Annotated in this window: 18 protein-coding genes; 12 read left to right on the top strand and 6 right to left on the bottom strand. The window is 74.3% G+C overall.

The genetic code is table 11. The features are described 5' to 3' along the window. Positions 1-107 precede the first annotated feature (107 nt). The 5 genes from IF06_RS0117930 to IF06_RS0117910 are packed head-to-tail and all read left to right on the top strand — an operon-like array spanning position 108 to position 4,281. Positions 108-1,235, top strand: a complete 1,128-nt coding sequence (locus tag IF06_RS0117930; RefSeq protein WP_176921674.1) for an FUSC family protein — start codon at positions 108-110, stop codon at positions 1,233-1,235. A 9-nt stretch (positions 1,236-1,244) separates the two neighbouring features. Continuing rightward, positions 1,245-2,354, top strand: a complete 1,110-nt coding sequence (locus IF06_RS0117925) for a M24 family metallopeptidase (RefSeq protein ID WP_030272330.1) — start codon at positions 1,245-1,247, stop codon at positions 2,352-2,354. Beyond that, complete coding sequence (locus IF06_RS0117920; RefSeq protein WP_013286268.1) at positions 2,351-3,493, top strand: acyl-CoA dehydrogenase family protein; 1,143 nt, start codon at positions 2,351-2,353, stop codon at positions 3,491-3,493. Before IF06_RS0117925 ends, IF06_RS0117920 begins: the two co-directional genes overlap by 4 nt. A gap of 9 nt (positions 3,494-3,502) precedes the next feature. Further along, positions 3,503-3,718, top strand: coding sequence for a DUF433 domain-containing protein (locus IF06_RS0117915; protein WP_013286269.1), 216 nt, complete (start codon positions 3,503-3,505; stop codon positions 3,716-3,718). 59 nt (positions 3,719-3,777) lie between these two features. After that, positions 3,778-4,281, top strand: a complete 504-nt coding sequence (locus IF06_RS0117910) for an Lrp/AsnC family transcriptional regulator (protein WP_013286270.1) — start codon at positions 3,778-3,780, stop codon at positions 4,279-4,281. On the opposite strand, the gene IF06_RS0117905 is transcribed toward IF06_RS0117910, so the two are convergent. Both IF06_RS0117905 and IF06_RS0117900 read right to left on the bottom strand, forming a co-directional pair. Then, positions 4,214-4,825, bottom strand: a complete 612-nt coding sequence (locus IF06_RS0117905; RefSeq protein ID WP_013286271.1) for a histidine phosphatase family protein — start codon at positions 4,823-4,825, stop codon at positions 4,214-4,216. The two genes, IF06_RS0117910 and IF06_RS0117905, sit on opposite strands and share 68 nt — an antisense overlap. A 55-nt stretch (positions 4,826-4,880) precedes the next feature. Then, positions 4,881-5,849, bottom strand: coding sequence for a DMT family transporter (locus IF06_RS0117900; protein WP_084588824.1), 969 nt, complete (start codon positions 5,847-5,849; stop codon positions 4,881-4,883). A gap of 73 nt (positions 5,850-5,922) precedes the next feature. Here IF06_RS0117900 and IF06_RS0117895 point away from each other — a divergent pair, with 73 nt between their 5' ends. Next, a complete protein-coding gene (locus IF06_RS0117895) occupies positions 5,923-6,840 on the top strand; it encodes a LysR substrate-binding domain-containing protein (protein WP_013286273.1) in 918 nt (305 codons plus the stop codon). Between the two features lie 285 nt (positions 6,841-7,125). On the opposite strand, the gene IF06_RS0117890 is transcribed toward IF06_RS0117895, so the two are convergent. Then, a complete protein-coding gene (locus tag IF06_RS0117890) occupies positions 7,126-8,532 on the bottom strand; it encodes a KamA family radical SAM protein (RefSeq protein ID WP_013286275.1) in 1,407 nt (468 codons plus the stop codon). Positions 8,533-8,675: 143 nt separating this feature from the next. Between IF06_RS0117890 and IF06_RS0117885 the strand changes: the two genes are divergently transcribed. Genes IF06_RS0117885 through IF06_RS0117860 form a run of 6 tightly spaced genes read left to right on the top strand, consistent with a single transcriptional unit; the run spans position 8,676 to position 15,412 of the window. Continuing rightward, complete coding sequence (locus IF06_RS0117885; protein ID WP_036311047.1) at positions 8,676-9,737, top strand: hypothetical protein; 1,062 nt, start codon at positions 8,676-8,678, stop codon at positions 9,735-9,737. A 4-nt stretch (positions 9,738-9,741) separates the two neighbouring features. Beyond that, positions 9,742-11,313 carry an amidohydrolase gene (locus tag IF06_RS0117880; RefSeq protein WP_030272324.1) on the top strand — a complete coding sequence of 524 codons (1,572 nt, stop codon included), beginning with the start codon at positions 9,742-9,744 and terminating at the stop codon, positions 11,311-11,313. Beyond that, positions 11,310-12,869, top strand: coding sequence for a lysine 5,6-aminomutase subunit alpha (locus tag IF06_RS0117875; protein WP_030272322.1), 1,560 nt, complete (start codon positions 11,310-11,312; stop codon positions 12,867-12,869). The genes IF06_RS0117880 and IF06_RS0117875 overlap by 4 nt, the downstream gene beginning before the upstream one ends. Beyond that, the gene (locus IF06_RS0117870) at positions 12,866-13,618 is read left to right on the top strand and encodes an OAM dimerization domain-containing protein (RefSeq protein WP_013286279.1); all 753 of its coding nucleotides are present in this window, start codon (positions 12,866-12,868) and stop codon (positions 13,616-13,618) included. Before IF06_RS0117875 ends, IF06_RS0117870 begins: the two co-directional genes overlap by 4 nt. Next, positions 13,618-14,010: a hotdog domain-containing protein gene (locus IF06_RS0117865; protein WP_013286280.1), complete on the top strand. Its 393-nt coding sequence runs from the start codon at positions 13,618-13,620 to the stop codon at positions 14,008-14,010. Before IF06_RS0117870 ends, IF06_RS0117865 begins: the two co-directional genes overlap by 1 nt. A 58-nt stretch (positions 14,011-14,068) precedes the next feature. Then, the gene (locus tag IF06_RS0117860) at positions 14,069-15,412 is read left to right on the top strand and encodes a glutamate mutase L (protein WP_030272320.1); all 1,344 of its coding nucleotides are present in this window, start codon (positions 14,069-14,071) and stop codon (positions 15,410-15,412) included. Positions 15,413-15,856: 444 nt separating this feature from the next. On the opposite strand, the gene IF06_RS0117855 is transcribed toward IF06_RS0117860, so the two are convergent. From IF06_RS0117855 to IF06_RS0117845, 3 genes are all read right to left on the bottom strand, one after another. Beyond that, positions 15,857-16,639 (bottom strand): ABC transporter permease, encoded by a 783-nt coding sequence (locus IF06_RS0117855; RefSeq protein ID WP_013286282.1) that lies wholly within the window; start codon positions 16,637-16,639, stop codon positions 15,857-15,859. Next, entirely contained in the window at positions 16,636-17,610 is a 975-nt protein-coding gene (locus IF06_RS0117850) for a daunorubicin resistance protein DrrA family ABC transporter ATP-binding protein (RefSeq protein WP_030272318.1), read from the bottom strand. The genes IF06_RS0117855 and IF06_RS0117850 overlap by 4 nt, the downstream gene beginning before the upstream one ends. A gap of 68 nt (positions 17,611-17,678) precedes the next feature. Beyond that, positions 17,679-20,789 (bottom strand): ATP-binding protein, encoded by a 3,111-nt coding sequence (locus IF06_RS0117845; RefSeq protein ID WP_030272315.1) that lies wholly within the window; start codon positions 20,787-20,789, stop codon positions 17,679-17,681. Positions 20,790-20,807: the final 18 nt, after the last annotated feature.

The raw sequence follows: 20,807 nt of genomic DNA, 5'->3' as shown, positions 1-20,807 counted from the left end.
CGCCGTCGCGGGCGGCGCCGGGAATACCGTGCGGCCCGGCGGGTAGAGGAGGGCGTGATCGAGCCCGAGCCGTCGTGCCCGCGATGCCCGGGCGGGCGGCCGGTGCCGTGACCCCCGTGGCTCCGGCGGCGCGCCGGGAGGTCCGGGAGGCGTACGAGCGGCTGCGCCGGTACTTCATCGTGGCCCTCCAGGCCGGTCTGGCCGCCGGTCTGGCCTGGTACGTGGCCAGCACGCTGCTCAAGAATCCGCAGCCGCTGTTCGCGCCGGCGGCGGCGGTGGGCACCATCGCGGCGGCGATCGGCAACCGGATCCGGCGGACGGCCGAACTGCTCGGCGGCGTGATCCTCGGAGTGCTGGTCGGCGACCTGCTCATCAAGCTGATCGGGGCCGGTCCGGTGCAGACCGGCCTGGTGGTAGCGCTCGCCATCTCGCTGGCGGTGGTGATCCGGGGCAGCGGCGCCGTGATGGTGCAGGCCGGCAGCACCGCGGTCCTGCTGGGCACCGTGGAGCCCAACGCGCCCGACCTGGCGGTGCCGCGTACGGCGAACGCGCTGGTGGGCGGCGGGGTGGCGGTGGTGGTGGCGCTGCTGTTGTTGCCGCTGAATCCGGTCCGGGTGGTGCACCGCGCCGCGGGGCCCACGCTGGACCTGTTCGCCAACGAGCTGACGGCGGCGGCGAAGGCGCTCGCCGCCCGGGACGCCGGGGCGGCGGAGGCGTCGCTGGGCCGGCTGGAGGCGGCCGAGGTCGAGCGGAAGCAGACCACCGAGATCGTCGCGGCGGCCCGGGAGGTGACGTCGCTGTCGCCGTGGCGGTGGCGGCGCCGGGCCCAGTTGCGCCGCTACGAGAACGCCGCCGTCCACCTGGAGCTGGCGTACACGAACAGCCGCAACATGGTCCGCCGGGTGGTCGCGTTGCTGGAGGCCCGGGAGCCGGTTCCACCGGCCCTGCCGGCCGGGGTCGAGGCGTTCGGGCAGTCGCTGCGGCTGCTGCACCGTGACTTCCTGGCCGGGCGGCCGCCGGACATCGCCCGGGCGCGGGCACGGGAGGCCGCGCAGGATGCCGGCCGGGCGCGGGCGGCGGGGCTGGGCTTCTCCGGCACGATCGTGGCCTCGCAGCTGCTCATCGTGGTCGGCGAGTTGCTCCAGGCGTCCGGCATGACCAAGATCGAGGCGGACCGGACGGCCGGTGTCTGCGAGCATCGCCCGGACTCCCGCCCGGACCCAAACGACCGTTAAGCTTCGGGGGTGGGAATCGAGGAACTGTACCCCGCCGGGCGTCTCGTCGCGGCCCAGCGCGCCGCCGCCGCTGCGGGCCTGGACGCGCTGCTGCTCACCCCGGGTTCCGACCTGCGCTACCTGACCGGCTACGACGCCCGGGAGGGGGAGCGGCTGACCTGCCTGGTGCTGCCCGCCGAGGGTGAGCCGACGCTGATCGTGCCGGTGCTGGAGCGGCCGGACGCCGAGGCCGCGCCCGGCACCGGGTACCGGATCGTCGACCACGCCGACGGCACCGACCCGTGGCCGCTGGTTCGCGCGGCGCTGCCCGGCCCGGTCCGCGCCGTCGGGCTGGCCGACCGGATGTGGGCGCAGCAGGTCCTCGCGCTGCGCGACGCGCTGCCCGGCGCGGCCCAGCGACTCGCGTCCGACGTGCTGCGGGAGATGCGGATCCGCAAGTCGCCGGCCGAGGTGGCGGCGCTGGCCGAGGCGGGCGCCGCGATCGACGCGGTGCACCTGCGGATGGGGGAGTGGCTGCGCCCCGGCCGCACCGAGCGGGAGGTCGCCGCCGACCTCGCCGCCGCGATCCGGGCGGCCGGGCACGCCGCCGTCGACTTCGTCATCGTGGCCGCCGGCCCGAACGGCGCGAGCCCGCACCACGGCACCTCGGACCGCCCGATCGGCGTGGGCGAGCCGGTCGTGGTCGACATCGGCGGCACCATGCCGTCGGGCTACCGCTCCGACTGCACCCGCACGTACGTCGCCGGCGGCCCCGCCCCGGCCGAGTTCGTGGACTACTACACGGTGCTGCGGGAGGCGCAGCGTGCCGCCGTGGCCGCCGTCGCGCCGGGCGTGACCGCCGAGGCCCTCGACGCGGTCGCCCGCGACGTCATCACCGCCGCCGGTTTCGGCGGCGCCTTCCTGCACCGCACCGGTCACGGCATCGGCCTCGACGGCCACGAGGAGCCGTACGTGGTGACCGGCAACCCCCGGCCCCTTCAGGCCGGCATGGCTTTCTCGGTCGAACCCGGGATCTACCTCGCCGGGCGGCACGGAGCCCGGATCGAGGACATCGTCGTCTGCACGACGGACGGCGGGCAACGGCTCAACACCACCCCCACGGAGCTCATCGCGCTATGAACGTCGACCGGATCCTGCCCACCGACGAGGCCCACGACCTGCTGGACCTCGCCACCGAACTCGCCGACCGGGAGCTGGCCCCGGCCGCCGCCGGTTTCGAGGCCCGCGCCGAGTTCCCCCGGGAGGTGCTGCGCACCCTGGGCCGGGCCGGCCTGCTCGGCCTGCCGTACGCCGAGGAGCACGGCGGCGCCGCCCAGCCGTACGAGGTGTACCTCCAGGTGCTGGAGATCCTCGCCAGCAGGTGGCTGGCAGTGGCCGAGGCGGTCAGCGTGCACACGCTGTCCTGCTACCCGCTGGCCCAGTTCGGCACCGACGAGCAGCGCAAACTGCTGCCGGACATGATCGGCGGGGAGCTGCTCGGCGCGTACTGCCTCTCCGAGCCGCAGGGTGGTTCGGACGCGGCGGCGCTGACCACGCGGGCGGTGCGCGACGGCGACGCGTACGTGGTGACCGGCACCAAGGCGTGGATCACGCACGCCCGGGTGGCCGACTTCTACAACATCTTCTGCCGCACCGGCGGTCCGGGCCCGAAGGGCATCTCCTGCCTGCTCGCGGACCGGTCCACGGCGGGCATCCACCCGCAGGCCGCCGAGCGCACGATGGGTCTGCACGCCTCGCCGATCGCGCAGATCGCCTTCGACGACGCGCGGGTGCCGGCGGAGCGGCTGATCGGCGGCGAGGGCGCCGGGTTCACCATCGCGATGTCCGCGCTGGACTCCGGTCGCCTGGGCATCGCCGCATGCGCGGTGGGCCTGGCCCAGGGCGCGCTGGACTATGCGGTCGGCTACGCCCGGGAACGCCGCCAGTTCGGCCGCGCGATCATCGACTTCCAGGGGCTCGGGTTCAACCTGGCCGACGCCGCCACCCAGATCTCCGCCGCGCGGGCGCTCACGCTCGCCGCCGCGCGGCTGCGCGACGCCGGCCGCCCGTACTCGATCGAGGCGGCCAAGGCGAAGCTGTTCGCCACGGACGTGGCGATGCGGGTGACCACCGACGCGGTCCAGGTGCTCGGCGGCGCCGGTTACGTCGCCGACCACCCGGTCGAGCGGTACATGCGGGAGGCCAAGGTGCTCCAGATCGTCGAGGGCACCAACCAGATCCAGCGGCTGGTCATCTCCCGCGCGCTGGCGAAGGGCTAGCCTGTCGCGGTGACCTTCCCCCGGATCACCGTGGACCCCGACGTCATGGGGGGTGCGCCCTGCGTACGGCAGTCGCGCATCCCCGTGGCCACCCTGCTGGCCATGATGGCCGAGGGCATGTCCGTCACGGACATCCTCACCGACCTGCCGTTCCTGGACGAGGAGGACATGGCGGAGGTGCTGAACTACGCGGCGGACGCGGTGCGCGACCGGACGGCGCGCTGAGCGTCACCGCGGCGGGCCGGGTGCGGCGTGGGAGCGCTTTTCCGGCTAGGGTGCAGCGCGTGGAGGAGATCGACCGTGCCATCGTCGCCGCGCTGACCGGGGACGGTCGGCTGTCGTACACGGATCTGGCCGAGCGGGTGGGCCTGTCGGTGTCGGCCGTGCACCAGCGGGTCCGCCGGCTGGAGCAGCGTGGGGTGATCAAGGGGTACGCCGCCCGGGTGTCGTTCGAGGCGCTGGACCTGCCGCTGACCGCGTTCGTGGCGATCCGGCCGTTCGACCCGTCGCAGCCGGACGACGCGCCGGAGCGGCTGGCGCACCTGCCCGAGATCGACTCGTGTTACTCGGTGGCGGGGGAGGACTTCTATCTCCTGCTGGTGCGGGTGGCCGGTCCGGCCGACCTGGAACGGGTGCTACAGGAGATCCGTACCGCCGCGAACGTCACCACCCGCACGACAGTGGTGCTGTCCACGCCGTACGAGAACCGGCCGCCGAAGATCAATGGCGAGCTGACCGGTCGGGGACGTCCCCGACCGTCGGCGGAGCCGGCAGGTTCCACCGCCTGATCACCCGCCGGCCGTGCTCGTGACCGAGCACGCTGAGCGTGGCGGTGTCCAGCCGCAGCAGCGCACCGGCCGAGGGCGGCAGCCCGATCCAGCGCGCCCCCAGCACCCGCAGGCTGTGCCCGTGCCCGACGAGCGCGACGTCACCCTCCTCCAGCAGCGGCGCGGCCCGGTCCAGCACGCGGTCGAGGCGGGCGCCCACCTGCTCCGGTGACTCGCCGCCGGGGCCGCCGTCGGTCCAGATCGACCAGCCGGGCCGTTCCCGCTGGATGTCCGCGGTGGTGCGGCCCTCGTACTCGCCGTAGTTCCACTCGGCCAGGTCCGGCTCGATCGCGTCCACTGTGAGCCCGGCCAGGGCGGCCGTGCGGGTGGCGCGCTGCCGAGGGCTGGACAGCACCCGGGCGAGGTGCCGGCCGGCCAGCAGAGGAGCCAGCGCGCGTGCCTGCCGCTCGCCGTCGGGCGTCAGGTCCAGGTCGGTGTACGAGGTGTGCCGGTGGGCGGCGCTCCAGGTGGTCTCGCCGTGCCGGATCAGCAGGATCTCGTTCACCGGCCCAGTCAACCATGACGAGGCGGGTCGGGCCCGCCGACGGTTTGCGCCGGCGCTACCGGGCCGCCGGCGCGGGTTCGGTGTCGCGCGCCGGTCCCGCCCGGCCGGCCGCCTGTTCCCGGGGCCGTACGCGGCCGGGTCGCAGTTGCAGGACCGCGACGGAGGACAGCACCAGCGCGCCGCCGGCGAGCTGCGCGAGCGTCAGGGCCTCGCCGAGCGCGAGCGTGGCCAGCGCGGCGGTGACCACGGGTTCGAAGGTGGACAGGATGGCCGCGGTCGACGGCCCGGTCCGTCTCAGGCCGGCGAAGAAGGCCAGCATCGCCACGACCGTGGAGACCACGGCGATGGCGGCCAGCCAGAACCATCCCCGCCACCCGAAGCTCAGGTCGACGCCGCCGGTGACCAGGGCGCGAGCGCCGAGGGTGCCGGCGGCACCGGTCATCACCATTGCCGACAGCGTTACGGGTGCCAGCCGGTGCACGACGGTGTCGGAGACCAGGATGTAGACCGTGTAGGTGACGGCGGCGGCGAAGGCCAGCAGCGCCCCGAGCGGGTGGAAGCCCGCGCCACCGGCGCCGAGCAGGACCAGCAGCGTTCCGCCCGAGGCGGCCACCAGGGCCGCGCCGCGTCCCAGGGTGAGCCGGTCCCGGCCGAGCAGGACCGCGGCCGCTGTCACCATGACCGGGTACGTGTAGAGGATCAGCGCCAGCAGTGACGCGTCCATCAGCTCGAGCGCGGAGAAGAACAGGCTCGCCTGCGTGGCGTACCCGATCGCGCCCAGCCCCAGGGCGACGGCCACCACCCGCCCACGCCTCGTCGCCGGCCGCCCACCGCCGGCGTCGCCCGGCGCCGCGCGGCGCAGGCCCGGCCGGGTGAGCAGGACGAGCCAGAGCAGTGCGGCGGCCAGCCCGAAACGCACCAGCAGCAGAGACGTCGGGGGGACACCGGCGTCGTACGCGAGCTTGCCGAAGACGGCCATCGCGCCGAAACAGGCGGCTGACAGGAGACACAGTGCGGCACCCACGCGCCAAGGATCACCGGCACCGACTGCCCAGGTCCAGCGATGAATTCCGCAGGTGAATCATTAGGATTTCCGCATGATCGAGCTGGACCTGCGGCGGTTGCGCTTCCTGCGGGAGTTCGAGGAACGCGGCACGATGGCCGCTGTCGCCGCGGCTCTGGGCTACAGCCCGTCGACTGTCTCGCAGCAGCTGGCCCTGCTGGAGAAGGAGGCAGGTGTCCGGCTGCTAAGCAGGGCCGGCCGCGGCGTACGGCTCACCGAGGCCGGGCACGTGCTCGCTCGGCACGCCCGGGTGCTGCTGTCGGCGGCCGAGGCGGCGGAGGCCGACCTGGCCGCCCTCGACTGTGACGTCCGGGGGAGCGTCCGGGCGGGCGGCCTGCAGTCGGCGGCGCGCCGCCTGCTCGTGCCGGCCGTGGCCCGGATGAGAGCCGAGCACCCTCGGGTCCGGGTGGAGATCTTCGAGCTGGAACTCGAACAGTCCCTGCCGGGCCTGCGCCTGGGCACCGTCGACCTGGTCATCGGCGACGAGTACGACAGCCAGCCCCGCCCCCGCCCGGCGGGGCTCCGTTTCACGCTCCTGCTCGAGGAGCCCTTGCGTCTCGTGCTTCCCGCCGCGCACCCGCTCGCCGGGCCCGGGGGACACGTCGCGGTCACCGACCTGCGGTCCGAGGTGTGGACCGCCTCCGCCGAGGGCACCGGGCACCACGCCATGGTGGTGGGGACGTGCCGTCGTCTCGGCGGCTACGAACCGGACCTGCGGCACCGTTCCAGCGACGCGGACGTCCAGCTGGAACTGGTCCGGGCCGGGGCGGCGGTCGCTCTGATGCCGGCCCTGACCCTGCCCGACGCCGACCCGGCGCTGGCGGTCCGGGGTATCGCCGAGACCGTCCTCCGGCGCCGCCTGGTCGCAGTCACCCGGGACACGCCGCCCGGGCCCGCCCTCACCGCGTTCCTGGCCGCCGTCACGGAGCGGGTCCGCGACCTCGGCCGGTAGGCGCACACCTTCAACCTATTATCCTAGGACGCCTTACGCGATGTACGCCGGTCAACAGCGTTTGCAGCGACACTCACCGGGGACGCGACAAGGGCAAGGCGTAGCCGGACGAGGGAGGGCGACATGAGCTTCACCGACAAGGCCCTTCAACAAGTGAGTACGCGAACGGCGGGGCGCCCCCCCCCCGAGGGGGGCCGCCCGCCGACGCCCCCGCGGGCCGGGGGGCGGGGGCGCCCCCCTTGGGGGTGGGGGGCCCCCGCCGTCGTACGCCCTGAGGGCCGGGGGTCAGTCGTCGCGGTGCGCGAGCCACCAGGCCTGGCCGGCCTCGGGCAGCGTGTCGATCGGGTCGTAGTAGGCGTAGCGCTTGTTCAGCGCCTCCAGGTCGGCCGACTCGATCGAGGTGCGGTAGTTCTTGGTCCAGTACGAGATGCCGCGCTCACGGTCGTAGTCGGTGAGCATGTGCACCCAGCGCTTGCCGACGAACGGCACGTCGCAGACGATCCGCGGGGTGGCGTAGCCGGGCAGGTAGCCCATGATGTCGTGCTGGAGCTGCTGGGCGTGCCAGACCGGGACGCGCCAGTGCTCGGCGTTGGGGATCATGTCGCACATGTAGAAGTAGTACGGCAGGATGCCCGCCTCGCCCTGGAGCGCGAAGCAGAGGTCGAGCAGGTCGGCGCTGGTGGCGTTGACGCCGCGCATGAGCACGCCCTGGTTGCGCACGTCGCGTACGCCGACGTCGAGCGCGGTCTGTGCGGCCTTGGCGACCAGCGGCGTCAGCGACTGGGCGTGGTTGACGTGGGTGTGGATGGCCAGGTTGACGCCGCGGCGGGCGGCGGTGCGGGCCACTCGTTCGAGGCCCTCGACCACGTCCGGCTGGAGCCAGTGCTGGGGCAGGCCCATGAGCGCCTTGGTGGCGAGCCGGATGTCGCGGATCGTCTCGATCTCCAGCAGGCGCATCAGGTACGACTCGAGGTTGCGCCACGGCACGTTGGCGACGTCACCGCCGGAGACGACCACGTCGCGTACGCCCGGGTGGGCCTTGAGGTAGGTGATGTGGGCGTCGTAGCGGTCGACCGGCTTGAGGGTGAGCTTGAGCTTGTCGACGGCGGGGGTGGAGTTGCCGACGAGGTCCATGCGGGTGCAGTGGCCGCAGTACTGCGGGCAGGTGGAGAGCAGCTCGGCGAGGACCTTGGTGGGGTAGCGGTGGGTGAGGCCCTCGGCGACCCACATGTCGTGTTCGTGGAGGCTGTCGCGGCTGGCGTACGGGTGGGACGGCCAGTCGGTGCGCCGGTCGGAGGCGACCGGGATCATGTAGCGGCGGATCGGGTCGGCGAGCAGCGCCTCGGTGCTCATCGGTTGATGCGGCACCATGGTGTTGAGCATCTGCGGCGGCACCAGCATGGACATGGTGGCCAGCGCCTTCTGGTCGGCCTCCAGGTCGGCGTAGAAGGTCTCGTCGACGGTGTCGCCGAGGACGGCGCGCAGCTGCTTGATGTTCTTGACGCAGTTGACCCGTTGCCACTGGGCGCTCTCCCACTGGTCGCGGGTGATGTGGCGCCAGCCGGGGAAGCGGGTCCAGTCGGGTTCGACGAGGGGCGCGCGGCGGTATTCGTAGGGCTGTCCGGCGGTCGGAACGGCGACCGGCGCGGGGCGGGGCGTCGGGATGGTCTCCACCGGTTGGGTCTGGGTCACGGCCCCTCCTCGTCAGTGTGCGGGTTGATCAACGAATGCGTAGGCTACTGGAAAATCTGCGGTGAAGAAATTAGTCTGCCGGAAGTTTTCCCGCGACGCGAGCCCTGACCGGGGGTTCGGGCGGCTGGACATAGGGGGTCGGCGTGACGTCACCGGTGGGTCTGCACCGAGTCGTGGAACCGGCGGGGGTGCTTCCGCAGGCGGCCTGGCGGCTGGACCCCGACCCGCGGATCGCGGCGAACGAGGTGCGGATCCGGGTCGAGCGGCTGAACCTGGACGCGGCGAGTTTCCGGCAGCTGGCGGAGAAGCACGGCGGCGACGGGGAGAAGGTCCGCGCCGAGGTGCTGGAGATCGTGTCGGCCCGGGGGAAGATGCAGAACCCGGTGACCGGTTCCGGCGGCATGCTGATCGGCACGGTCGAGGAGGCGGGCCGCCGCTCGCCGCTGGGGCTGAAGCCGGGTGACCGGGTGGCGACGCTCGTGTCGCTGACGCTGACGCCGCTGACGATCACCGACGGGCTGGCCCGCTGGGACGGGCGCAGCGAGCAGGTGCCGTGCGACGGGTACGCGATTCTGTTCGCCCGGTCGATCGCGGCGGTGCTGCCGCCGGACCTGCACCCCGAGCTGTCGCTGGCGGTGCTGGACGTGTGCGGGGCGCCGGCGTTGACGGCGCGGGTGGTGGCCGAGCAGGTGGCGCGGCGGTCCCGTGAGGGTGATCCGCGTCCGGTGTCGGTGGCGGTGATCGGCGGGGCCGGTAAGAGCGGGTCGTTGTCGCTCGCGGCGGCGCGGCGGGCGGGTGCCGCCCGTACCGTCGGGGTGGTTCCGGTGGTCGCGGAGCGGGATGCGCTGACGGCGGCCGGGCTGGCCGACGTGGTGGCGCTGGCCGACGCGCGGGATCCGGTGGGGTTGTCGACGGCGGTGACGACGGCGCTGGGTGTGCCGGCGGACGTGACTGTGGTGTGCGTGGACGTGCCGGGGTGTGAGCACGGTGCGGTGCTGGCCACGGCGGACGGCGGTACGGTGATCTTCTTCTCGATGGCGACGAGCTTCGCGGCGGCGGCGCTGGGTGCGGAGGGCCTGGCGGCGGACGTGACGATGCTGGTGGGCAACGGGTACGTGCCTGGGCACGCGGCGCTGGCGCTGGATCTGTTGCGTGCCGAGCCGGGGGTGCGCGGTCTGTTCGAGGCTCGTCTGGCGGCAGACTGAGACCATGACGAACCCCTCGACGCTGTATCGCGGTGGAGTGCTGCACTGTCCGGCGGACCCGAGCGCGACGGCGCTGCTGGTGCGGGACGGGCGGATCGCCTGGTTGGGTACTGATGCGGAGGCGCCGCGGGCGGACCGGGTGGTGGAGCTGGGCGGTGCGCTGGTGACGCCGGCGTTCGTGGACGCGCACGTGCACGCGACCGATACCGGGTTGGCGTTGTCGGGGCTGGATCTGTCGGCGGTGCGGTCGGCGGGTGAGCTGCTGGAGGCGGTGTCGGCGTTCGCGGCGGGTCTGCCGGGTGACGCGGTGGTGCTGGGGCACGGCTGGGACGAGTCGGCCTGGGCGGATCGGGCGTTGCCTGATGCGGCGGCGCTGGGCCGGGCGGCCGGTGGGCGGCGGGTGTATCTGTCGCAGGCGTCGATCCATTCGGCGCTGGTGTCGGCGGCGTTGCTGGCGGCGTGCCCGGAGGTGGTGTCGGCGGCCGGCTACGACGCGTCGGGGTGGCTGCGGCGCGATGCGCATCACGTGGTGCGGGCGGCGGCGTTCGCGTCGGTGACGCGGGCGCAGCGGGTGGCGGCGCAGCGGCGGGCGCTGGAACACGCGGCGTCGCTGGGTGTGGCGGCGGTGCACGAGTGCGGTGGTCCGGACATCTCCGACGAGGAGGACTTCACCGGGCTGCTGGCGATCTCGGGGGCCGGGGTGCCGGAGGTGTACGGGTACTGGGGTGAGCTGCTGGGTGCGGCGAAGGCCCGGGAGCTGGGTGCGGTGGGCGCGGGTGGTGACCTGTTCGCCGACGGGGCGCTTGGGTCGCGGACGGCGCACGTGTCGGCGGCGTACCTGGACGGTGAGGCGGGGGCGTGCGGGCACGGGTACGTGTCGGCGGAGCAGGTGCGTGATCATCTGCTGGACTGCGCGGCGCACGGGTTGCAGGGCGGGTTCCACGCGATCGGGGACGCGGCGATCGGAACGGTGCTTGAGGGGTTCGGGCTGGCGGCGCGGTCGCTGGGTGTGGACCGGTTGCGGGCGGCCCGGCACCGGGTGGAGCACGCGGAGATCATGAGCAAGGCGTTGATCGCCGGGTTCGTGGAGTACGGGATCGTGGCGTCGATGCAGCCGGCGTTCGACAGGTTGTGGGGCGGCGCGGGCCGGATGTACGAGTCGCGGCTGGGGTTGGCCCGGTCGCTGGAGTCGAATCCGATGGGTGCGATGCACGGGGTCGGTGTGGCGTTGGCGTTCGGGTCGGATTCGCCGGTGACGCCGGTCGATCCGTGGGGGTCGGTGCGGGCGGCGGCGGCGCATCACAACCCGGCGCAGCGGATGAGTGTGCGGGCGGCGTTCGCGGCGCACACGCGCGGCGGGTGGCGGGCGGTGCACCTGGACAACGAGGGTGTGCTGGCGTTGGGGGCGCCGGCGACGTTCGCGGTCTGGGACACCCCGGCGGGCGTGGAGCGGGGGCTGCCTGTGGTGCTGGCGGAGGATCCGGAGTTGCGGGGTGCGGACGATCCGACGCCGCTGCCGGTGTGCCGGGCCACCGTGTTGCGCGGTGACGTGATCTATCAGGAAGGGTCTTCGTGACAGGGAAGCTTGGGCTGGATCCGGCGCTGGTGGCGCGGGCACGGGAGTTGGCGCGCCGGGCCGGGCAGCCGGTGGTGGATCTGGCGCGCAGCCACACCACTGTGTCGGTGGAGCGGGCGGTGCTGCGGCTGGCCGGGGTGACCGGCGCGGACCCGGACGGCATTCCGTGGGTGAACCGGCTCGTGGACGCGGTGGTCGCGGACGTGGGGCTGGGGCACGGGGTGGCGGCGCCGGTGTTCGACGCGCTGGCTCGTGAGGGCATCGCGGATGTGACGTTGCTGGCGCAGAAGGCGGCGGCCGGTTCGGTGCGGTTCGCGCAGCCGTCGGGGAAGGCGGCGACTGCGGCGCGGCGGGCGTCGCGTAAGGCGGTGGCGGCGGGAATCCGCAGCATCGACCGGCGGCGGGCGGAGCGGGACCGGCTGGTGAAGCGGTTCGGGGATCCGGAGCAGCGGCCGTGGATCTACCTGATCGTGGCGACCGGTGACATCTACGAGGACATCCCGCAGGCGCAGGCGGCGGCGCGGGCCGGTGCTGACGTGATCGCGGTGATCCGGTCGACGGGGCAGTCGCTGCTGGACTACGTGCCGGAGGGGGCGACCCGGGAGGGGTTCGCGGGCACGTACGCGACGCAGGAGAACTTCCGGCTGATGCGGGCGGCGCTGGACGAGTCGTCGCGGGAGCTGGGCCGGTACGTGCGGTTGACGAACTACGCGTCGGGTCTGTGCATGCCGGAGATGGCGACGCTGGCCGGGTTGGAGCGTCTGGACATGATGCTCAACGACTCGATGTACGGGATCCTGTTCCGTGACATCAACCCGATCCGCACGTTCGTGGACCAGCGGTTCTCGCGGCAGGTGCACGCGCGGGCGGGGATCATCATCAACACCGGTGAGGACAACTACCTGACCACCGCGGACGCGGTGGACGAGGCGCACACGGTGACGGTGTCGCAGCTGCTGAACGAGTTCTTCGCGCACGAGGCGGGGCTGGCGGACTGGCAGCTGGGGCTGGGGCACGCGTTCGAGATCAACCCGGATGTGCCGGAGTCGTTCCGGCTGGAGCTGGCGCACGCGTTGCTGGCGCGGGAGTTGTTCCCGGACGCGCCGTTGAAGTGGATGCCGCCGACGAAGCACATGACCGGTGACGTGTTCCGGGGCAACCTGCTGGACGGGTTCTTCAACCTGGTGGGCACGATGACCGGGCAGGGCATCCTGCTGGTGGGGATGATGACCGAGGCGGTGGTGACGCCGTGGCTGTCGGACCGGGACATCGCGCTGCAGAACGTGCGGTACGTGCTGGGCGCGGCGGGCGGGTTGCACGAGGACTTCGTGCCGGCGCCGGGCGGGTTCATCCAGGAGCGGGCGCACCGGGTGCTCGGTGAGGCGGTGGACCTGCTGGAGCGCATCGGGGACCAGTCGTTGCTGACGGCGATCGCCGAGGGCACGTTCGGGATCATGAAGCGGCCGGCGGACCGGGGCAAGGGCCTGGACGGGGTAGCGCGGCACGAGGCGGACTACTACAACCCGGCCACGGAGATCCTGGAGCAACCCTCATGAGTGAGAAGACGGTCGTGCGGCCGTACGGGGACACCACCGGTGACGGCATGGTGCAGGTGTCGTTCACGTTGCCGGTGCCGCACGACAAGCGGGCCGAGGGCGCGGCGGTGCAGCTCGCAAACAAGATGGGCATGGACCCGGCGATGCTGGTGCACGCCAAGCCGATCGGTGACGGGTTCACGTTCTTCGTGGTGTACGGGCGGGTGAACCACCTGGTGGACCTGTCGAAGGTGCAGGTGGTGGAGCGTGACTATCCGCTGCTGTCGGCCAAGGAGGTCAACGCGGTGGTGAAGCGGCGGCTGCGCCGCAAGCTGTCGGTGGTGGGCGCCTGCATCGGCACGGACGCGCACACCGTGGGCATCGACGCGATCCTCAACGTCAAGGGCATCGCCGGCGAGAAGGGCCTGGAGTACTACCGGGAGCTGAAGGTCACGAACCTGGGCGCGCAGGTGAGCGTGCCGGAGCTGGTCGAGGCGGCCCGGCGGGAACGCGCCGACGCGGTGCTGGTGTCGCAGGTGGTGACGCAGCGTGATGCGCACCTGCACAACACGCGGGAGATGTCGGCGGCGTTCCGGGAGGCGATGCCGGCCGGGAAGCGGCCGCTGCTGATCGTCGGCGGGCCGCGGTTCGACGAGACGATGACCGGCGAGCTGGGCGTGGACCGGATCTTCGGCCGTGGCACCACCCCGGGCGAGGTCGCCAGTTACCTCGTCCACGCTTTGATCACCTCCAGGAAGGCGAACACCTGATGAGCGATCCCCGTGTCGGTCTGACAGTCACCCACCGCCGGTACGTGCCGTACTCCCACGCCCACTACGCGGGCAACCTGGTCGACGGGGCGTACGCGCTGGGCTTGTTCGGGGATGTGGCCACCGAGGTGTGCATCCGCACCGACGGCGACGAGGGGTTGTTCGCCTCGTACTCCGACGTGCAGTTCCGGGCGCCGATGAAGGCCGGTGACGTGCTGGAGGTGACGGCGACGGTGACCCGGGTGGGCACCCGCAGCCGCACCGTCGACTTCGCCGCGACAGTGGTGTGCCGGGGCCGCCCGGACAAGGGCGAGTCGGCCGCCGAGGTGCTCGACGAGCCGATCGTGGCGGTCACCGCGACCGGCACGGTGGTCGTGCCGCCAGCACCGTGAGCGCGAGGAGCGAGCCGGTGTTGCGAGCCCCGCAGTCGCGAACGAAGGACAGCCCGGCGTGAGCGCGAGGCCGGTCGTCGTCTGCGCCGACGTCGGGTCGACGTACACGAAGGCCGCGGTGGTGGACCTCGACGGCGGCCGTCTGGTCGCGGCGGCGTCGGCGCCCACCACGGTGGGCACGGATGTGCTGCACGGCCTGGACGCCGCGGTCGGTGCGGCCACCGCGTCGGCCGGGGTCGCTGAGGTGCCCTGGTACGTGTGTTCGTCGGCGGGGGGTGGGCTGCGCCTGGCGGTGGTGGGTTACGAGCCGCTGGTGACCGCTCAGGCGGGCTGGCGGGTCGGTCTGTCGGCGGGCGCGAACGTGGTGCACGTCGCGGCCGGGCGGCTCGGTGGGGTGGACGTGGCGGCGTTGCGGGCGGCCCGCCCGGACGTGGTGCTGCTGGTGGGCGGCACCGACGGCGGGGACGCCGAGACGGTGACGCACAACGCGACGCGGCTGGCGAAGGCCCGCTTCCGGGTGCCGGTGGTCCTGGCGGGCAACGCCGACGTGCGTGCCGACCTGCACGCGCTGCTGGCGGGCGCGGGTGTGCCGGTGACGGTGGCCGACAACGTGCTGCCGCGCATCGGGGTGCTGGAGCCGGCGTCGGCGCGGGCGGCGATCCGGGAGGTGTTCCTGCGGCACGTCATCGGCGGCAAGAAGCTGTCCCGGGGTACGCGGTTCGCGCGGCTGGTCCGCGCGGCCACCCCCGACGCGGTGCTCACCGGCGTGGAGGTCCTCGCCGGGACGCTCGGCGGTGACCTCGCAGTGGTGGACGTGGGCGGCGCGACCACCGACGTGTACTCGGTGCTCACCCCCGACGAGCGGGACAGCGGCCCCAGTCAGGAGGTCGCCGGGACGCTGTGGCGGGCCCGCACCGTCGAGGGCGACCTGGGCATGCGGTGGAGCGCGCCGGGCGTGGTGCGCGCCGCGGTGGAGGAGCGGCTGCTCGACGCGGCCGAGGAGGCGGAGCTGACGGTCGCGGCGGCGGTACGGGCCGCCGACCCGGGGTTCCTGCCCGCCGGTGACGGCGAGCGGGCCGTGGACCGGCGTATCGCCTCGTTGGCGGCGACTGTGGCGTTGCGGCGGCACGCGCGGGGTGCGGCGACGGGGGAGCGGGCCGGGCGGGACCTGCGGGAGGTGAAGCTGCTCGTCGGCTCCGGTGGGGTGCTGCGGCACGCCGAGCCGGGCGACGCGGCGGCGGTGCTCGACGCGGTCCTGACCGACCACGCCGGCGGGTGGGCGTTGCCGCGGGCGGCCCGGCCGGTCGTCGACGCGGACTACGTGCTGGCCGCCGCCGGGCTGCTCGCCGAGGAGCATCCGGGTGCGGCGGCGGCGATGCTGCGGCACCATCTCGGCGCCTGACGCACGCCGCGAACAGGGCGGAAATCGAGACGCGCCGACGCGACACGCCGTGTCGCAACACACGACAGGCCCGGGTGGGTTGACAGCGGCGGGGGTCTACGCCGTACCGTCTTTGAGTCCTACCACGGGAAGCGGCTGTTGTTCGCTTCGTCCCTTCGTCCGCTGGCCGAGCGACCGGAAGGTTGCGGCGGCCAGGTCCAGCGGGCGGGGGTCGGCGGGGCGGCGCGAACCGGCCGCGGTTACCGGTGTACGGGCAGGGTGAGAGGCACGGCCAGTAGACAACGGCCAGGCGGGGGCAGCCAGTCCACGTCGGGTCGGTCCGAAGGTCGGCGCCGATCGTCTTCGCCCCACCGGCCGGGAAGGGCCTGGGAGCATCGGGGCGCGGCTTAGGCCGCGCCCCGATTTCATCCCCCCGATGTTCCCCGTGTCAGCGGCCGGCCCTCGTCAGCGGCCCAGCCGCCGGTAGCGGCGCACCGCCGCCGGGGCAGCCACCGCGATGAGCGCCAGCGGCCAGGCGACCGCCAGTTCCAGCGCGTGCCGGGCCGGCCACGAGTCCCCGCCCAGGCCCGGGTTGCCGAACAGGTCCCGGGCCGCCGCCACTGTGGCCGACAGCGGATTCCAGGCGGCGATCGCGCCCAGCCAGTCCGGCATCAGCTCCGGCGCCACGAACACGTTGGACAGCGCGGTCAGCGGGAACGCCAGCGGGAACACCACCACCGCGACCGTGTCCGGGTTCGGCACGAGCAGCCCGAACAGGATGCCCACCCAGGTCATCGCGACGCGCAGCAGCAGGATCAGCGCCACCGCCGCCAGCGCCGGGCCGACGCCCTCGCGCCACTGCCAGCCCACCAGCAGCCCGCACACCACCAGCGTGGTCATCTCCAGGCACGCGCGTACCAGGTCGGCGCTCGCGCGGCCGGACAGCAGCGCCGAGCGGGCCATCGGCAGCGACCGGAACCGGTCCACCACGCCCCGGCCGGCGTCCACAGCGATGGCCGACGCGGTCGCCCCGAGGCCGTAGAGCATCGTCATGACGAACACGCCCGGCAGCAGGAACTCCCGGTAGCTGCCGTCGCCCGGCACGGACATGCCGCTGCCGAACACGTAGCCGAACACCAGCACGAACATGATCGGCAGGCTGAAGTAGAGGATGATCTCCTCCGGGGCACGCACCACGTGCCGCATGTTCCGCCCGGCCATCAGCCACCCGTCGGCAAGCGCCCTCACGACGCCACCCCCACCCGCTGCGCGTCGGCGTGACCGCCGGTGAGCCGCAGGAACGCCTCGTCCAGCGTCGGGCGGCGGACCAGGACGTCGTCCACCGCGATCCCGGCGTCGTCGAGGGCCCGCAGCACGGCGGTGAGCACGGCGATCCGGTCGGCCACCGGCGCGTCGACGCGCCGCAGCTCGCCGTCCACAGTCGCGGTCGCGCCGGTGGCGCGTTCCACCACCGCCGCCGCGGCGGGCAGGTCCGCCGCGTCGCGGACCACCAGTTCCAGCCGGTCGGCGCCGATGCGGGCCTTCAGCCGCTCCGGGGTGCCCTCGGCCACGACCCGGCCGGCGTCGATGACGCACACCCGGTCGGCGAGGTGGTCGGCCTCCTGCAGATATTGGGTCGTGAGCAGCACAGTGGTGCCGTCGGCGACCAGTTCCCGCACCGCCGTCCACAGGCCGTTGCGGCTGCGCGGGTCCAGGCCGGTGGTCGGCTCGTCGAGGAACAACACCCGCGGCGGCACCACCAGGCTGGCCGCCAGGTCCAGGCGGCGGCGCATCCCACCGGAGTAGCCGCCCGCCGACCGGTCCGCGGCCTCGGTCAGACCGAACCGGTCCAGCAGCTCCTCGGCGCGGCGGCGGGCCCGGCGCGCGGACAGCCGCCGCAGCCGCCCGAACAGCACCAGGTTCTGCCGTCCGCTGAGCACCTCGTCGACCGCCGCGTACTGGCCGGTCAGGCTGATCGCGGCACGCACCCGGTCCGGGTCGGAGGCGACGTCGTACCCGGCCACCCTGGCCCGGCCGGCGTCGAAACGCAGCAGCGTGGTGAGGATCCGCACCGCTGTGGTCTTGCCCGCCCCGTTCGGGCCGAGCACCCCGTACACGGTGCCGGCCGGAACGGCCAGGTCGAAGCCGTCCAGGGCGGTGGTGCGTCCGTACGTTTTTCGTATCCCGTCGGCCAGTACGGCCGTCGCGTCGTCGGTCATGGGAGTCAGCGTCACCGGCGGCGCTGACCGGGCGCGTACCGCGCGCGCACCGGACGGCGCCGCGCCGGTCAGCGCCCGTCGACCAGCGCCAGCGCCCGCTGCCGGGGCAGGTCCGCGCCCCGGGCGTACGCGGTGGCGAACGCCGCCTCACCCAGGTGTTCCCGCAGCGTGACGGCGGTGGGTGTGCCGGCCGGGGCGTCTGCCGCGCCGGTGCCTGCGAGCAGCGCCGCCGCCGCGCCCAGCAGCCGGGCCGCCGACTCGTGGTCGCCGTCGCGCAGCAGCGGCCCGGCCAGCCCGTCCGCGGCGGCGGCCACCACCGGCACGTCCCACACGCCGACGCCGGCGGTGAGGACCTGCCGGTAGTGGGCGCGGGCCGCAGCCGGGTCGCCGGTGGCGTCGGCGAGCTGCCCGAGCGTCACCAGCGCCGCGAGCCGCACCACATCGGCGCCGAACCAGCCCGACGGGCATTCCGCGACCGCCCGTTCGCACAGCGTCCGCGCCCGCTGCGGGTCGCCGTCGCGGCGGGCGATCTCGCCGAGCCCCAGGTACGCGGCGGCGACCAGCTCCGGCGCGCCGGCCGGCCCGGCGATGCGCCGCACCCGCCGGAAGTCCTCGGCCGCGCCGGTCAGGTCACCGGCTGCCAGCCGCCCGTCGGCGCGGGTCCGCAGCAGTTCCGCCAGGTCCAACGTGGAGCCGAGCTGCTCGGCCAGCTCCAGCGCCTCCGCCATCGGCGCGGCCGCCGACGCGACGTCACCGGTGCGGTAGGCGGCCTCGGCGTGGGTGGACAGCGTCACGATCATGCCCCAGCGGTCGTCGAGGGCCCGGAAACCGGCCAGCGCGGCGTCCAGGTCGGCGCGGGCCTGGGCGTGACGGCCGTGCAGCAGACTGACCATCGCGGTGCCCAGCAGGCCCAGTGCCCGGCTCCACGGGTCGGTGCCGAGCAGCCGGTCCCGGACGGCCTGCTCGTGCAGCGCCGCCGCGTCCTGCGGCGACGGGGGACCGCTGGCCATGCCGGACAGGTACAGCAGGAACGGATGCCGGGGCGGCCGGGCCAGGGTCCACAGGATCCGCGACGCGGCGTCGACCTCGCTGCGCTCGCCGCCACCGGCGAGCGCAGCGATCAGCAGGCCCAGCGCGTACTCCTCGGCCACGCCGTCGGGCGGGCCGTCGAGCCGGTCGACCAGCCGCCGGGCCAGCGCGGCGCCCTCCCCGCGCAGGCCCCGCAGCCACCAGTAGAACGCCAGAGCCGCGACCAGCCGCAACCCGGTGGTGGTTTCGGCGTGCCGCAGCGCCGCGTGCAGGTCGTCGCGGGCGGCGTCGAGGCGGCGCAGCCACCGTTCCTGGCCGCCGCCGCGCAGGGCCACGTCGCCGGCCTGTGCCAGGTCCAGAAAGTACGCGGCGTGCGCGTCGCGCACCCGGCCGGTCTCGCCGTGCTCGGCCAGCCGGGCCGCCGCGAACTCGCGGATCGTCTCCAGCATCCGGTAGCGCCCACCGGTGGCCTCCACCAGCGACTTGTCCACCAGGCCGGTGAGCACGTCGAGGACGTCACCGGCGTCCGGCGCGCACACCGCCTGCACCGCGGCCAGGTCGGCGGCGCCGGCGAACACGCTCATCCGGGCGGCCAGCCGCCGCTCCGGCTCGTCGAGCAGGTCCCAGCTCCACCCGACGACCGCCTCCAGCGTGCGGTGGCGGGGCGCCGCGGTGCGGTCACCGCGGCGCAGCAGCCGGAACCGGTCGTCCAGCCGGGCCGCGACCTGCGTCACCGGCAGGGCCCGCAGCCGCGCCGCGGCCAGCTCCAGGGCCAGCGGCAGCCCGTCGAGGGTACGGCAGATCCGCAGCACCGCCGGGGTGGTGGCGTCGTCGAGGGTGAACCCGGGCGACACGTCGGCGGCCCGGTCGGTGAACAGCCGCACCGCCGGGTACGCGGCGGCCGCCGGCGGTGCGGCCGGCCCGTCCGGGGCGGGCAGCCCGCCGACCGGGCACAACGCCTCGCCGGTGAGGCCCAGCGGTTCCCGGCTGGTGGCGAGCACCCGCAGCCCGGGCGCGGCGGCGAGCAGCCGGCCGGTCAGCCGGGCCGCGTCGTCGATCACGTGCTCGCAGTTGTCCAGCACCAGCAGCAGCCGCCGGTCGGCCAGCGCCGCCACCAGCCGGCCGGTCAGGTCGGCGGGGCCGCCGGGGGTGCGCAGGCCGGCGTCGCGCAGGTCCAGCGCGGCCAGCACCGCGGGCGCGACCGGCGCGCCGGGTGCCACAGCGGCCAGCTCCACCAGGCACACCGGCCCGTCGTGGCCGGACGCGACGGTGGTGGCCAGCCGGGTCTTGCCGGCGCCGCCCGGGCCGTGCAGGGTGACCAGCCGCGCCGCGCCCAGCAGCTCGTGGACCCGCCGCAGTTCCGGTTCCCGGCCGACGAAACTGGTGAGCGGGCTGGGGAGCCGGGCGGGCGGTGCGGCGTCGTCGCGCAGCAGCGCCGTGTGCAGTGCGACCAGCTCCGCCGACGGGTCGGTGCCCAGTTCCTCGGCGAGCACCCGGCGGGCGTCGGCGTAGACGGCGAGGGCCTCGGCGCGGCGGCCGGCGCCGTGCAGGGCCCGCATCAGCTGCCCGTGCAGCCGTTCCCGCAGCGGATGCGCCGCCACCAGGTCCCGCAGCTCGGCGATCAGCGGCGCCCCGGCCGGCGCCAGCGCCAGCTCCGCCTCGACGCGGTCCTCGACCGCGGCCAGGCGTGCCTGGCGCAACCGGGCGGCCTCGGCGTCGGCGAACGGCGCGTCCGTCACGTCCGCGAGGGGTTCGCCGCGCCACAGGCCGAGCGCGTCGCGCAGCAGCGCCGCCGCGCCGGCCGGGTCACCGGCGGCGAGCGCGGCCCGCCCGGCCGCGGCCAGCCCGGTGAACCGGTGCACGTCCACCCGCTGCGGATCCACCGCCAGCCGGTAGCCGGCCGGGCCGAACTCGATGTGCGCGCCCGGCAGCAGTCGCCGCAGCCGCGACACCTGGGACTGCAGCGCGTTCGTGGCCTGCTCGGGCGGCCGGTCACCGTACACGCCGTCGACGAGGCGCTGCGGCGCAACGGTGCGGTCGGCGTCGAGGAGAAGCAGCACCAGCAGCGCGCGCAGCCGCCCGCCGGCGACGGGCAGCACGCTGCCGTCGGCCGCGTACGCCTGGGTCGCGCCCAGCACACCGAACCGCATGCGCCCGATTGTCGCCTG

It is taken from the genome of Micromonospora globosa (assembly GCF_000717585.1).
In the GTDB taxonomy this organism is placed as follows: Bacteria; Actinomycetota; Actinomycetes; order Mycobacteriales; family Micromonosporaceae; genus Micromonospora; species Micromonospora aurantiaca.
This window is presented reverse-complemented; position numbering and strand designations above follow the sequence as displayed.